Raw genomic sequence first — 14,403 nt, 5'->3', positions numbered from 1 at the left:
GCCGCATCGGGCGCGTGTTTTGAACAAGAAAGCGGCTGGTCTGACGTATGGAGATCACTTTTCGGCTGAACGGCGAGCTTATCACCGCAAGCGACGCGCCGACGCGAACTCTGCTCGAATATCTACGCGAAACACGCGGCCTCACGGGCACCAAGGAAGGCTGCAACGAAGGCGATTGTGGCGCCTGCACCGTGATGGTGGAGGATGAAAGCGGCAAGAAACCTCTGAACGCCTGCATCCTGTTCCTGCCACAGCTTCACGGCAAATCCGTCACCACGGTGGAAGGCTTGTCCAAAGGTGACAAGCTGCATCCCGTGCAACAGGCGATGATCGAAGAACACGGCAGCCAATGCGGTTTTTGCACCCCGGGCATCGTCATGTCTCTCGCGACGGCGCATGCGCGCGGCGAGACCAATCATGATGACATTCTGGCGGGCAACCTGTGCCGCTGCACCGGCTACGCCCCGATCCTGCGCGCCGCGCGCAAGGTCGAAGACGCGCCGATCCCGGAAGAGTTGGAGCATATCCCGTTCACGGCCCCGGCCATTGTCGAGCGCCCGGAAAGTTCCGAGGAACTCGCCGCCATTTATGCCCTGCGCCCCGACGCCACGTTGATCGCGGGGGCGACCGATGTCGGGCTTTGGGTCACCAAACAGATGCGCGATCTGAATGAGGTCATTTTCCTGAATGGTGTTGAAGATCTGAAGGGCGTGACGGAGACCGACGAGGCATTCGAAATTGGCGCGATGACCCCGATTGCCGATCTGATCGCCCTGTTCAAACCGCATTCCGCGTCCCTTTCGGAGATGTATCGCCGCTTTGCCTCCACCCAAGTGCGCGCCGCTGCGACCCTTGGCGGCAATATCGCCAACGGGTCTCCCATCGGGGACAGTCCGCCGCCGCTGATTGCCGCCGGGGCGATGCTCAGGCTGCGCAAAGGTGAAGATCGCCGGACCATTCCGCTGGAAGAGTTCTTTATCGCTTACGGCAAACAGGACCGTGCCGAGTCGGAGTTTGTCGAAAGCATCATCGTGTCGAAATCCGGCCTGAAAGATCTCAAGGTCTACAAGCTCTCGAAGCGTTTCGATCAGGATATTTCTGCCGTCTGCGGTGCGTTCAATATCACTGTTTCGGATGGCGCTATCTCCTCCGCCCGGATCGCCTTTGGTGGTATGGCGGGGACACCCGCGCGGGCGAAAACGGTTGAGGCGATACTGATCGGCAAGCCCTGGTCGATGGACACCATCGAAGCCGCGCTTCCCAGTTTCGCAGAAGATTACACCCCGATGAGCGACATGCGCGCCTCCGCCGCCTATCGCCTAACGGCCGCCCAGAACATGCTGAAACGCTATTTCGCGGAAACCGAAGGCCTCACCACCTCGGTCCTCGACGTGAAGGAGGGCGCGTAATGTCTGTTGGTTCCCCCCTTCCGCATGATGCCGCAAAGCTCCATGTGACCGGCCAAGCCCGTTACATTGATGACATCCCGCTGCCCGTCGGTGCGCTGCATCTGGCCTTCGGGCTGTCGTCTGTCGCGCATGGCGAGATCACCGCGATGGACCTCTCCGCCGTCCGCGCCGCGCCCGGTGTGGTCAAGGTTTACACGGCTGAGGATTTCGGTGATCACGTGCCCGATTGCTCGCCCTCTCTAGGTGACGAACCTTTGCTCACCTCCGGCGAGGTGCAGTTCATCGGTCAACCGATTTTCCTCGTCGTCGCCACCTCGCACCTCGCCGCGCGCAAGGCCGCGAAGCTTGGCAAGATTGACTACAAGGAACTCCCTGCGCTTCTCGATTATGACGCTGCTATGGAGGCAGAAAGTCGGTTCGAAGACGGTCCGCGCATTTACGGATGCGGCGATGCCGCCAAGGCCATCTCTGAAGCCCCCAATGTGATCGAAGGCATGATCGAGATGGGCGGTCAGGAGCATTTCTATCTCGAAGGACAGGCCGCCGCCGTCATCCCGCAGGAAGGCGGCGATATGCTGGTCCATGCCTCGACCCAGCACCCCTCCGAGATTCAGCACAAGGTCGCCCATGCGCTGCACATTCCGATGCATGCGGTGCGCGTTGAAACCCGCCGCATGGGCGGTGGTTTTGGTGGCAAGGAATCTCAGGGCAACTGGCTTGCCATCGCCTGCGCCATCGCGGCGCGCGATACCGGTAAGCCCTGCAAGATGCGCTATGACCGCGACGATGACATGATCATCACCGGAAAACGCCATGACTTTCGCATCTCTTATACCTGCGGATTTGATGAAGAGGGGCGTATTCTTGGCATAGATTTTCTTCAATTGACGCGGGCCGGGTGGTCGATGGACCTGACCCTGCCGGTGGCCGACCGCGCCATGCTGCACGCAGACAACGCCTATTTCCTTCCCAATGCCCGGATTGAGAGCCACAGGCTCAAGATGAACACCCAGTCCAACACCGCCTATCGCGGCTTTGGCGGGCCGCAGGGTGTTCTAGGCATCGAGCGCGTTGTCGATCACATCGCCCACACGCTCGGCAAAGACCCGATCGAAGTGCGCAAGCTCAACTATTACGACGAGATGGTGGTTCCGACCGCGGGCGACGGTATGCCCGAGGATCATGTGCTCTCTGTCGAGGGCGAGCCGACCTCTCTGGGCAGCATTGAACATCTCGACGATCATCCCAAACACGCTGGGGGGCAAGTCACGCCGCGCGGCAAGCTGACGCCCTATGGTCAGGAGGTCGAAGACTTCATCCTGCACGGTATGACAGAGGAACTTCTGAAGACCTCCGACTATACTATACGCAAAAATGCCATTGCAAAATGGAATGCAGAGAACCCAATCATCAAAAAAGGATTGGGTGTCTCGCCTGTTAAGTTCGGTATTTCCTTCACGCTGACCCACCTCAATCAGGCGGGCGCGCTGGTTCATATTTATAACGATGGCTCGATCCACCTGAACCACGGCGGCACGGAAATGGGGCAGGGGCTGTTCCAGAAGGTCGCCCAAGTCGCGGCGCAGGAATTTGGCGTCTCTCTGGATAAGGTGAAGATCACCGCGACGGACACCGCCAAGGTTCCGAACACCTCGGCCACCGCCGCCTCTTCTGGGTCCGACCTGAACGGCATGGCGGTGAAAAACGCCTGTGACCGCATCCGCACCCGGCTTGAGGTCTTCATCCTAGAACGCTTCGGCGAAAGCGATGTGTCTTGGGCCAACGGTAAGGTGCATTTCGGCGTTCACGAGATGGACTTCGCTGAACTGATCAGCCTTGCCTATATGAACCGCGTTTCGCTTTCTTCGACCGGGTTTTACAAAACACCGAAAATCGAATGGGACCGCATCGCGGGCAAGGGGCGTCCGTTCTTCTATTTTGCCCATGGCATCGCCATCACCGAGGTGGCGCTCGACACGCTGACCGGTGAGAACCGCATTCTGCGCGCCGACATCCTGCATGACGCGGGCGCTTCGCTGAACCCGGCGCTCGACAAGGGGCAGGTCGAAGGCGGCTACGTGCAGGGCGCGGGCTGGCTCACCACCGAAGAGCTTGTGTGGGACGACAAGGGCATGCTCAAGACCCACGCCCCCTCGACCTATAAAATCCCGGCCTGTTCTGATGCGCCCGACGTGTTCAATGTGGACCTGTGGGATGGGCGCAACCGCGAAGAGACGATCTACCGCTCCAAGGCTGTCGGCGAGCCGCCCTTTATGTTGGGCATCTCCGCCTTCCTCGCGCTCTCGGACGCCTGTGCGGCTTGCGGGCCGAACTACCCGGCTCTGAATGCTCCTGCTACGCCCGAAGAATGCCTGTCTGCCATCGCTCGGGCCAAGGGGGAGGCGAGCGCGTGAGTTTCGACAGGGAGGCATTGAAAACGGCCATCGAAGCGCATGGCCCTGTGGCCCGCGTCGTGGTGGCGGAGGTGCAAGGCTCCGCCCCGCGCGAGGTCGGTGCATCCATGTTGGTCTGGCACAGGGTTGGGGGCTTTGGCCAATCCGGGACCATCGGCGGCGGCACTTTGGAATATGAGGCGGCCAAACATGCGTTTGACGCCCCGCGCTTGCAACGCCTGCCGCTTGGTCCCGCGATGGGGCAATGCTGCGGCGGGGCGGTGACGCTTTTGACGGAGGTCTTCGAGAGCGTCGCGGACATCCCGGAAGATGTCTTCGCCCGTGGTCCCGGCCTCATGCCCTTCACGGTGAAAAAGATATTGTCAGAGGCGCGGGCACAGGGTGTCATTACACCAAGCCTTTGCAGCGATTGGATGATCGAACCGATCACGCACGCCACACGTCCGATCTGGGTCTGGGGCGCGGGGCATGTTGGGCGCGCCATCGTGGCGACGCTTGCGCCCTTGCCAGACCTGGCGATCACTTGGATCGACACCGCTACCAATCGTTTTCCAGAGGTGATCCCGGAGGGTGTCACGCAGCTGGTCGCAGACAAGCCCGAGCGGTTTATGAGCTATGCGCCCAGTGAGGCCGAGCACCTGATCCTGACCTATTCCCATGCGCTCGATCTGGAGCTGTGCCACCGCGCGCTGGGCCATGGGTTTGCCTTCGCCGGGCTTATTGGCTCGCGCACCAAATGGGCGCGGTTTCGCAATCGTCTTCGGGATTTGGGTCACGGGGATGCTCAAATCGATTGCATCTGCTGTCCAATTGGGCAACCAGAGCTCGGGAAACACCCGCAGGCCATTGCGGTTGGGGTTGCGGCCCAAGTAATCTGGGGGCGAAAGATCACAGAATCTTATGGGGAACGGACTGCGTGACGGAGCTTTTGAAAGTCGTGGGCTTGACCCGCGAATATCCCGGCGTGCGCGCCAATGACGATGTGAGTTTCTCCATCGGACCCGGCGAGGTACATGCGCTTTTGGGCGAGAATGGCGCCGGGAAATCGACGCTGGTGAAAATGATTTATGGGTTGGAGAAACCGGATGCGGGCTTCATGAAGCTGCACGGCGGCTCCTACGCCCCGCAGAACCCGCAGGCGGCCCGTGCCGCAGGCGTCGCGATGGTGTTCCAGCATTTCTCTCTGTTCGAAGCGCTGAACGTCGCCGAAAATGTCGCGCTCGGCATGGAAAATCCGCCGAAAATGAGCGATCTGGCGCAGGCGATCCGCGAGGTTTCCGAAAACTACGGTCTGCCACTCGACCCCGACCGCATCGTCGGTGATCTCTCCGCAGGTGAACGGCAACGGGTGGAGATCATCCGTTGCCTGCTGCAAGACCCGAAGCTTCTGATCATGGACGAGCCGACCTCGGTTCTGACGCCGCAGGAGGTCGAGATTCTCTTCAAGACCCTGCGCAAGCTGCAATCCGAGGGCACTTCGATCCTCTACATCTCTCACAAGCTGGAAGAAATCCGGGCGCTGTGCGACGGGGCCACGATCCTGCGGCTTGGCAAGATGGTTGGCACCTGCGATCCGAAAGCCACTTCAGCGCGCGAGATGGCGGAAATGATGGTCGGCCAGACGCTGCATGTGCCCTCGCGCGAAAGTAGCGAGGCAGGTGAGGTGCTGCTTGATGTGCAGGGGCTGAACTTCGTGCCCTCGAACCCGTTTGGAACACGGCTCAAAGACGTCTCCCTGCGACTCCGCGCCGGCGAGGTGCTTGGCATCGGCGGGGTTGCAGGCAACGGACAGGACGAATTGCTCTCTGTGCTGTCGGGCGAGGCGAAAACCGGCAAGGGCTCGGTGATTTTCGACAAGCAGGATGTGAGCCATATGGCGCCGAACGCCCGGCGCAAGATCGGTCTTCTGGCCGCGCCGGAAGAGCGTCTCGGCCACGCCGCCGCGCCCAATATGAGCCTGACGGAAAACACGGTTCTGACCGCGAATATCCGCAAGAAACTCAGCAAAAACAATTTCCTGAACTGGAAGAAGACCGAGAGCTTTGCGAGGGACATCATCAAATCCTTCGACGTGCGCACCCCCGGTCCCGGCTCTGCCGCGCGCTCGCTGTCCGGCGGTAACCTGCAGAAATTCGTCATCGGACGTGAGGTGCTGCAAGATCCGAAAGTGCTTGTCGTGAACCAGCCGACCTGGGGCGTCGATGCCTCCGCCGCGGCGGCGATCCGGCAGGCTTTGCTTGATCTTGCGGCCAAAGGCGCGGGTCTCATCGTGATTTCTCAGGATCTCGACGAGCTGATGGAAATTTCTGATCATTTCGCCGCCCTCAACGAGGGCACACTGACCGCGCCGCGTCCGGCCAAAGGTCTCACCGTGGATGAGATCGGCCTTATGATGGGGGGCGCGCATGATATGCACGCGGCGGAGACGACGCAAGAAACGGAGGTGGCTGGATGATCGCCATCGTCAAACGCCCCGAACCCTCGAAATTCTGGACCCTCGCGACGCCTGTCTTTGCGGTCGTCCTGACCATGATCCTCGGCGGGCTTCTCTTCGCCGCGATGGGCAAAGACCCGGTCGCCGCGATCCGCACGATTTTCTGGGATCCGCTGTTCAACGAACAATTTGCCTCCTATTCGCGCCCGCAGCTTCTCGTCAAAGCCGGGCCGCTGATCCTGATCGCCATTGGCCTGTCACTGGGCTTCAAAGCCGGCATTTGGAACATTGGAGCGGAAGGTCAGTACATCATGGGCGCTATTACTGGCGCTTCCGTCGGTCTCGCGCTCTACCCGCTGGATGCGTGGTGGATTTTCCCGCTCATGGTCATCGCGGGTGCTGTCGGCGGCTTTCTCTGGGCGATGATCCCGGCCATTTTGAAAACCAAATTCAACACCAACGAGATTCTCGTCTCGCTGATGCTGGTCTACGTGGCCGAACAAATCCTCGCCTCTGCCGCCCTTGGCTTTCTGCGCAACCCGGAGGGCAATGGCTTTCCCGGCTCTCGCAACATGAGCCAAATTCCTTGGATGTCGAACCTTGAACTGATCCCCGGCACGGGGGCGCACTGGGGCGTCATCGCCGCTTTGGGTGCAGTGGTCGCCGCCTATGTACTTCTGAATAAACATCTCCTCGGCTTCCAAATCCGCCTGACGGGAGAAAGCCCGCGCGCGGCGCGTTTTGCGGGCGTCAAAGACAAGCTTCTTGTCATGTTCTGCCTCGGTGCCGCTGGCGCTCTTGCGGGCCTCGCGGGTTTGTTCGAAGTGACAGGCCCCGCTGGTCAAATCTCCATCGACTTCGGCGCAGGTTATGGCTTCACCGCGATCATCGTGGCCTTCCTCGGACGCCTCAATCCCATCGGCATCCTGCTCGCCGGGCTCTTGCTGGCGCTCACCTTCATTGGCGGGGAACTCGCACAGTTCATGCTGGGCCTGCCTTCCGCCGCCATTCAGGTGTTCCAAGGCATGCTCCTGATGATCCTTCTCGCCATGGACCTCGTGGTGAATTACCGCATCACCTTCATCAACCGGGAGACCGCGTAATGGATTTCGGTTCGATCAACCCTGTTGTCCTTCTGGCCTCTCTCATGGTGGCCTCGACCCCGATCCTCCTCGCCGCTCTGGGCGAAATGGTCACGGAGAAATCCGGCGTTCTGAACCTCGGCGTTGAAGGCATGATGATCTTCGGGGCGGTCTGCGGTTTCATCGCTGCGATCGAGACGCAGTCGCCGACCGTGGGTTTCATCGCTGCCGCCATCGGCGGTGCGGCGCTCTCCATGCTCTTCGGCCTTTTGACCCAGATTTTCCTGACGACACAGGTGCCCGCCGGTCTCGCCCTGACGCTTTTGGGCACCGGCCTTGCGTCGCTCTTGGGCCAAAATTACCAAGGCATGTCACCGCCGCGTATGCCGGATCTCAACATTCCGGTGCTGGAAAACATTCCGGTCATCGGTCCGGTGCTGTTCCAGCATGACGCTATTGTCTACCTGTCGCTGGTCATGGTCGTTGTGATCTGGGCTTTCCTCAAGTTTACCCGCGCCGGCCTCATCCTGCGCGCGGTCGGGGAAAACCATGCTGCCGCCCACGCCCTTGGCTACAAGGTCAAGGCCGTCCGTTTTGCGGCCATTGGGTTTGGTGGGGCCATGGCTGGGCTTGGCGGCGCTTACATCAGCCTCGTGCGTGTGCCGCAATGGACCGACGGGATCACCGCCGGGATCGGCTGGATTGCTCTCGCGATCGTCGTCTTCGCGAGCTGGAAAGCGGGCCGCGTTCTGATCGGGGCCTACCTCTTTGGCGGCATCACCGTCTTGCAACTCAACCTTCAGGCGGCGGGCGCGAAAGTTCCGGTGGAGCTTTTGTCCATGTCGCCTTTCCTTGCGACCATTCTGGTCCTTGTCGTCATTTCCGCGCGGCGTCATGGTGCCTCCAACGCACCGGCCATGCTCGGGCGGATTTTCCACACCTCGTGATTGTCGCGAGGGCATATATTCCAACAGGGGAGAATATCCATGAAACGTAGAACTCTGCTGACCGCAGCCGCGGCCTCCGCTCTCGCGCTTGGCGCGGCGATGCCGTCCTTCGCTGCCGATCCGGTGAAAGTGGGCTTCATCTATGTCGGTCCGAAGAACGACGGTGGCTGGTCCCAGCACCACCACGAAGCCGCCATGGTGATGGTTGAGCATTTCGGCGACGCCATCGAACTGGTGGAACAGGAAAGCGTGCCGGAAGGCCCGGACGCTGAGCGCGTGATGACCCAAATGGCGCTCTCCGGTGCGGACATCATCTTCACCACCTCCTTCGGCTACATGGATCAGACCATCAACGTCGCTTCCAAATTCCCGGACGTGAAATTCGAGCACGCCACCGGGTATAAAACCGCGCCGAACGTCGGTGTTTACTCCGCCCGTTTCTACGAAGGCCGTGCGGTTGAAGGCTACCTCGCCGGTCACATGACCAAGTCGAACAAAATCGGCTACATCGGGTCCTTCCCGATCCCGGAAGTGATCCGTGGCATCAACTCCTCCTTCCTGCACGCCAAGAAAGAGAACCCGGATGTGGAAATGTCCGTCGTCTGGCTGAACACCTGGTTCGACCCGGCGAAAGAAGCTGACGCGGCTCAGGCGATGATCGACCAAGGCATCGACGTCGTGCTGCAGCACACCGACTCCACCGCGCCGCAGATCTCTGCGCAGAAAGCTGGCAACGTCTACACCTTCGGCCAAGCTGCCGACATGGCCGAGTTCGGCCCGATGCCGCGTATCTCCTCCATCATTGACGAATGGGCGCCCTATTACATCGAGCGCGTTCAGGCTGTGATCGACGGCACATGGGAAAGCGACATGACCTGGGATGGTATCGGCGCCGGCATGGTCGGCATCGGCGAGATTTCCTCCGCTGTTCCGGAAGATGTGAAAGCGGGCGCCGAAGCGCTGCGCGATTCCATCGCTGCGGGCGAGTACCACCCGTTCACCGGTCCGATCAACAAACAGGACGGTTCCGTCTGGCTGGCTGACGGCGAAGTGGCCGATGATGGCACCCTCGCAGGCATGAACTTCTACGTTGAAGGCCTGACCGGCGAGATCCCGCAGTAAGCGCAAGGTCTCGGATCTCTGCCCGACGAAAGTCCGACAGAAGTCCGACGCAAATCCGACAGGTCAAATTTGACCGTCAACATCGGGGTCCGCCACATGTGCGGGCCCTTTTCTATGCGGCTGTTTGTTCACGCTTGTTTATATCTGAATATGTTTGACTCGGATCAAAGTCGCGCCATGCTGCATGTGCGAAAGACTGCGAAATAAAGACACGCGAACAAGGAGTTTCCCATGTCCTGGGTTGAAAAGAACGAATCCATGCGCGAAGCGCTGCGCGCGCTGAACAAGGCCAATAAGAACATTCCGGCGGGCTTTGGTGCCATGTCGAAAGCCGCGCTGGAAGGGGAAGCGCTCGATCACAAGACCAAGGAACTTCTGGCAACGGCGATGGCCGTGTCCGTGCGCTGCGAACCCTGCATCGGCTTTCACGTCGAAGCCCTGATGAAACACGGCGGCACCCGTGAAGAGCTGACCGAAATGCTCGCGATGAACGTCCAGATGGGCGGGGGGCCGGTGCTGATGTATGCGGCTAAGGCTCTGGAATGCTGGGATGAATTGGCTGAGCTTGGCGTCCCAGCCAAATAAGTATCTGTTCGGATGCTGAGACAAGGCGGACGCGGGGCATGTCTCTGTGTCCGCCTTGTCTGTTTTTGCTCCGTCGGTCCTGAGCCAGACCTTATCGGGCGGCCTCTGACACCATCCGGGGCAGCTCCGCGTAGTCGGAAAAGAGGCCAACGGCCCCAAGGCTGTCGGCCTCGGCTTTGCGGTAGCCTTCGGTGAACAACAGGAACGGCACATCTGCGTTCTGCGCCGCCGCCGCGTCAATCTCGCTGTCTCCCACAAAGACCCGCGCGCCACTGCCGAGCTTGTCGAAACCGGTGTGCAGCATCAGCGGATCAGGCTTGTGCGTTGCTAGGCTATCGCCACCAATCACAACGTCGAAGAACGGCGTCAGTGCGAGGTGATCAAGCACGGCAAGCGCCGCGTGATGCGGTTTGTTGGTCGCGATCCCGAGCCGATGCCCAGCCTCTTTGAGCGACGACAAAGCATCGATGACACCGGGATAGGGCCGGGTCAGGGTGACGGCGGTTTCGTAGAGCTTCAGAAAGGCCTGATGCAGCCGTGTCTGCTCGCTGTCTGGGATGGCCCGCGCGCCGCGCATGCGTTCCACGAACACCTTCGCGCCATTTCCGACAAAGCTACGCGCCTCGGTCAGGGAAATGAGCGGTTTGCCTTCTTGTTTCAGAAGGACATTCGCCATGGCGTGAATGTCTGGCGCGCTGTCGATCAGCGTGCCGTCGAGATCGAAAAGAATGCGGGTCATGAAATCCTCTGTGGCGCTTTGGTGCGCTGTGATAGTCTTGTCTCAGGCCTTTGGATTGTCCACCGCTCTGCTCTTAAACCGTCAGAACGATGCGGCGTCCTTCGGCTTCCAACACCTGGACCTCGGTGTCGTAAAGATCGGACAGGTTCTCGTGAGAGATTACCTTCTCTGGGCTTCCTTCGGAATGCAGGCGGCCAGCTTTCAGCGCAACCACATGGTCTGAATGGGTTGCTGCGACGGAGAGATCATGGAGGACAACGACAACCGTTTTGCCTTTGTCCGCCTCTTCACGCGCGACGCGCATCACGGTTCGGGCGTGTACAATGTCGAGGTTGTTCAAAGGCTCGTCCAAAAGGAGCACATCGGTGTCTTGGGTCAGAACCATCGCGATCAGGGCGCGTTGACGTTGCCCGCCCGACAGGGTGTCGAGGAAACGATCCGCGAACTCCTTGAGATCGAGCCGCGCAATGGCCGCATCAATGGCCTCGAAATCCTTCGGGCCGGGGCGTCCGTGGCTATGGGGATAGCGACCGAATCCAACCAGATCGCGCACAGTGAGGCGCGGGGTGATCTGGCTGTCCTGCCGCAAAATCGCGAGATGTTTCGCAAGTCGCTTTGGGGAGTAGTCGGACAGGAGTTTACCATCAAGCCGCACCTCGCCTGCGGCGGGATGGATCAACCGTCCCATGGCAGACAGCAATGTGGATTTTCCGGCCCCGTTCGGTCCGACGAGAGCGGTCATCTTTGCAAGAGGAATTTTGACCGACACGTCTTGCAGGATTGGGGTCTCCGTGAGGTGCACAGAGAGGGAGAGGGTTTCGATCATCGGGGCCTCCGATGCAGGATGAGAAAGAGAAAGACGAGTCCGCCAAGCGCCTCGATCACCACGGAAACCGAGGTCTGCAGGCGAAGAGCGCGTTCGAAGAGTGTTTGGCTTGCGACCAGAACCGTGGTGGCGATCAGGGCCGATGCCGGGAGGAGAGCGAAGTGCCGCCATGTGCCGATCAGCCGGTGGGTGAGCGCGGACACCAGAAGGCCGAAGAACACGATCGGCCCGACAAGGGCAGTGGAGACGGACACCAGTAGGGCGACGACAACGAGAAGCCGACGTGTCGCGCGGTCATGATCCACGCCAAGATTGATCGCCGCTTCACGGCCAAGCGAAATCACATCTAACTCATGATGTTTGCGCATCAGCCAGATGAACGCGGCCAAGGTAATTGCGGCGGCGATCCATGTCAGATCGGCGTTGACGGCGTTGAAGCGGGCAAAGCTCGCTTGTTGCACGACGGAGAATTCGGACGGATCGATCAGGCGGTTTATGAGCGCGGTGAGGCTGCGGAACAGGACGCCAAGGATAAGCCCGGTCAGCACCATGCGGCTCAGATCGGTTGAATTGCGCAGGACGGCGCCAAATAGAATGAGTGCAGCCGTGAGCATCAATGCGGTCTCAAGCACGAATTTCAGCGTCGCATCGAGCGTGGCAAAACCCAACCCGCCGAGGAAGAACACCAGCGAGGTCTGAAGCATCAGATACAGCGCATCGAAGCCCATGATCGTGGGCGTGAGGATGCGGTTGGCGGTGAGCGTCTGGAACACCATGGTCGAAAGAGCGACTGCGGATGCGATGGTGACGAGCGCCAGAAGCTTCATCCCACGGAACGGGAGGATAAAATCCCAGTTGCCGCGCGCACCAAGGGTCATGAAGGCAGCAACAGACAAGGCGCATAGCACACAGAGCAGTAGGAAACGGGGTTTAACCACGGGCGGCTCTCCCGTTCAGAAGCCACAGGAAGATCGCCGCACCGATCACACCGAGGATGGTGCCGACGGGCACTTCGAACGGGTAGCGAATGACGCGGGAAAGGATATCGCATCCAAGCACAAGCCCGGCGCCGCTCGCCGCCACGACGGGCAATGTGGCGCGTAGGTTTTCGCCCATGATGCGGGCCACGATGTTGGGGACGACAAGGCCCACGAAGGGGATCATCCCGACGGTGACGACGGTGATCGCTGTGATGATCGAAACGATGGCAAGCCCAAGCGCCATGATCTGGCGATGATCGAGGCCAAGCGAGGTGCTGGCCTCTTCGCCAAGCCCCGCGATGGTGAAGCGTTCGGCATATAGATAAGCCGCCACGGTCAGAATGCCACCAATCCAGAGGAATTCGTAGCGGCCGAGCATGACGCCGGAAAATTCGCCGGTCATCCAGATGTCGATATATTGCAGAAGGTCGCGCTCATAGGCGAGAAACGTGGTCAGCGCGCCGAGGATGCCGCCGTAGACGATGCCGGTCAGCGGCACCATGAGCGGATCGCGGCGGGGCAGGCGGCGCACGATGGCCAGAAAGCCTGCGGTGCCGATGAGGGCGGTGACCGTGGAGGCGGTCATTTTTAACCAGATCGCAGCGCCGGGGACCAAAAGCGTGATTGCCACGAGGCCGAGGGCGGCGGCTTGACCCGTGCCTGCGGTGGCTGGTTCGACGAAGCGGTTGCGGCTGAGCATCTGCATGATGACCCCGGCCACAGCGAGGCCCGCACCCGCCAAAAGCGCAGCGGCTGTGCGGGGAATACGGCTCACGAAAAGGAGCCAAAGATCGTCCCCGCGCAAAGACGACACCCCCGTGAGCAAACTCACGAGGGTGAAAACCGCCAAAGTGGCGAGGACGATGGATTTGCGTGTCACGAGTTGTCGCCGCTGAAAGCCGTTTTGATGATGTCGAGGGTTTCAAGCGTGGATTGGATGCCGCCGCCGGCAATGTAAATACCGCCCGAGTTCAAATAAATGATATGTCCGGCTTTCGCGGCTTTGGTGTCGGCCATGATCGGGTTGTCGAGCGTCGCCTTGGCGCTTTCACCTTCGCCGCCGATGGCCGCCACACGGTCGAGCACAAGGATCCAATCCGGATCGGCTTCACGGATGAACTCGAAAGAGACGGATTCGCCATGGGCCGTGTCTTCCAGCCCGTCGATGACTTCCGGCAGGCCGATTTCCGTGTGGATCCAACCGAAACGACCGCCTGCGCCATAGGCCGAAACCTTGCCGCCATTGGTCAGAAGGATGAGCGCGGTGCCCTTGCCTTGAACGGCGGCCTCAGTCGCGGCGATCTCGTCGTCGAGTTTGGCGGTCAGAGTTGCCGCTTCGTCCTGTTTGTCGAATAACTCGCCATAGGTGGCGAGACGGGCGCGGGTCTGGTCCAGAAGATTGTCGCCCCACATGGTCATGTCGATGGTCGGCGCGAGTTTCGACAGCGAGTCCACCTGAGCGGAGGAGCGTCCCCCGGCGATCACTAGCTCCGGGGAAAGCGCGTTGAGCGCCTCATAATCCGGTTCGAACAGGGTGCCGATATCGCTTTGGTGGTCTGACAGATAAGGCAGATAAGTCTTGGATGTGGCGGAGATGCCTTCGACGCCCAGTGCGTCCAACATGTCGAGCGCGCCCATGTCGTAAACGGCTACGGATTTGGGTGCGTGAGGAACGGTCGCGGGGCCGGTGGCTGTGTCAATCGTGATATCTTCTGCGACGGCCGAGGTGGCCATCACCGCCAGAAAGGCGGCTTTCAACAAGGTGCGGGACATGCGTTTCTCCAATCTGAGGGACAAGCCATGAGGATCAGACTCAGCTGCTCCATTCTTGATTGTTTTCATAAGTTATTGCGCGATGGTGCCGC

The 14,403-nt window shown here is 60.3% G+C and carries 13 protein-coding genes; 8 read left to right on the top strand and 5 right to left on the bottom strand.

Annotation, left to right across the window (positions count from 1 at the left end; translation table 11 throughout):
- Positions 1–47 precede the first annotated feature (47 nt).
- The 8 genes from xdhA (at position 48) to ACYBHZ_RS01655 (ending at position 9,993) form a co-directional block, all read left to right on the top strand.
- Positions 48–1,409 carry a xanthine dehydrogenase small subunit gene (gene xdhA / locus ACYBHZ_RS01690; protein ID WP_460272447.1) on the top strand — a complete coding sequence of 454 codons (1,362 nt, stop codon included), beginning with the start codon at positions 48–50 and terminating at the stop codon, positions 1,407–1,409.
- On the top strand, positions 1,409–3,823 hold the full coding sequence (gene xdhB, locus ACYBHZ_RS01685) for a xanthine dehydrogenase molybdopterin binding subunit (protein ID WP_460272446.1): 2,415 nt from the start codon (positions 1,409–1,411) through the stop codon (positions 3,821–3,823). The genes xdhA and xdhB overlap by 1 nt, the downstream gene beginning before the upstream one ends.
- Positions 3,820–4,743 (top strand): xanthine dehydrogenase accessory protein XdhC, encoded by a 924-nt coding sequence (gene xdhC, locus ACYBHZ_RS01680; protein WP_460272445.1) that lies wholly within the window; start codon positions 3,820–3,822, stop codon positions 4,741–4,743. Before xdhB ends, xdhC begins: the two co-directional genes overlap by 4 nt.
- Entirely contained in the window at positions 4,740–6,278 is a 1,539-nt protein-coding gene (locus ACYBHZ_RS01675) for an ABC transporter ATP-binding protein (RefSeq protein WP_460272444.1), read from the top strand. The genes xdhC and ACYBHZ_RS01675 overlap by 4 nt, the downstream gene beginning before the upstream one ends.
- Positions 6,275–7,360: an ABC transporter permease gene (locus tag ACYBHZ_RS01670; RefSeq protein ID WP_460272443.1), complete on the top strand. Its 1,086-nt coding sequence runs from the start codon at positions 6,275–6,277 to the stop codon at positions 7,358–7,360. Before ACYBHZ_RS01675 ends, ACYBHZ_RS01670 begins: the two co-directional genes overlap by 4 nt.
- Entirely contained in the window at positions 7,360–8,286 is a 927-nt protein-coding gene (locus ACYBHZ_RS01665) for an ABC transporter permease (RefSeq protein WP_460272442.1), read from the top strand. The genes ACYBHZ_RS01670 and ACYBHZ_RS01665 overlap by 1 nt, the downstream gene beginning before the upstream one ends.
- Before the next feature lie 39 nt (positions 8,287–8,325).
- Positions 8,326–9,408 (top strand): BMP family ABC transporter substrate-binding protein, encoded by a 1,083-nt coding sequence (locus ACYBHZ_RS01660; RefSeq protein WP_460272441.1) that lies wholly within the window; start codon positions 8,326–8,328, stop codon positions 9,406–9,408.
- Positions 9,409–9,639: 231 nt separating this feature from the next.
- Entirely contained in the window at positions 9,640–9,993 is a 354-nt protein-coding gene (locus ACYBHZ_RS01655) for a carboxymuconolactone decarboxylase family protein (RefSeq protein ID WP_460272440.1), read from the top strand.
- A gap of 91 nt (positions 9,994–10,084) precedes the next feature.
- On the opposite strand, the gene gph is transcribed toward ACYBHZ_RS01655, so the two are convergent.
- The 5 genes from gph to ACYBHZ_RS01630 all read right to left on the bottom strand — a co-directional run bounded on the left by gph (position 10,085) and on the right by ACYBHZ_RS01630 (position 14,311).
- Entirely contained in the window at positions 10,085–10,732 is a 648-nt protein-coding gene (gene gph, locus ACYBHZ_RS01650; RefSeq protein ID WP_460272439.1) for a phosphoglycolate phosphatase, read from the bottom strand.
- Positions 10,733–10,805: 73 nt separating this feature from the next.
- A complete protein-coding gene (locus tag ACYBHZ_RS01645; protein WP_460272438.1) occupies positions 10,806–11,558 on the bottom strand; it encodes an iron ABC transporter ATP-binding protein in 753 nt (250 codons plus the stop codon).
- Complete coding sequence (locus tag ACYBHZ_RS01640) at positions 11,555–12,496, bottom strand: iron chelate uptake ABC transporter family permease subunit (protein WP_460272437.1); 942 nt, start codon at positions 12,494–12,496, stop codon at positions 11,555–11,557. The genes ACYBHZ_RS01645 and ACYBHZ_RS01640 overlap by 4 nt, the downstream gene beginning before the upstream one ends.
- The gene (locus ACYBHZ_RS01635) at positions 12,489–13,418 is read right to left on the bottom strand and encodes an ABC transporter permease (protein ID WP_460272436.1); all 930 of its coding nucleotides are present in this window, start codon (positions 13,416–13,418) and stop codon (positions 12,489–12,491) included. Before ACYBHZ_RS01635 ends, ACYBHZ_RS01640 begins: the two co-directional genes overlap by 8 nt.
- A complete protein-coding gene (locus ACYBHZ_RS01630; protein WP_460272435.1) occupies positions 13,415–14,311 on the bottom strand; it encodes a siderophore ABC transporter substrate-binding protein in 897 nt (298 codons plus the stop codon). The genes ACYBHZ_RS01635 and ACYBHZ_RS01630 overlap by 4 nt, the downstream gene beginning before the upstream one ends.
- Positions 14,312–14,403: the final 92 nt, after the last annotated feature.

The organism is Celeribacter sp. ULVN23_4 (assembly GCF_054788345.1).
Note: the sequence above shows the minus strand (reverse complement) of the source record. Positions and strands in the feature narration are given on the sequence as shown.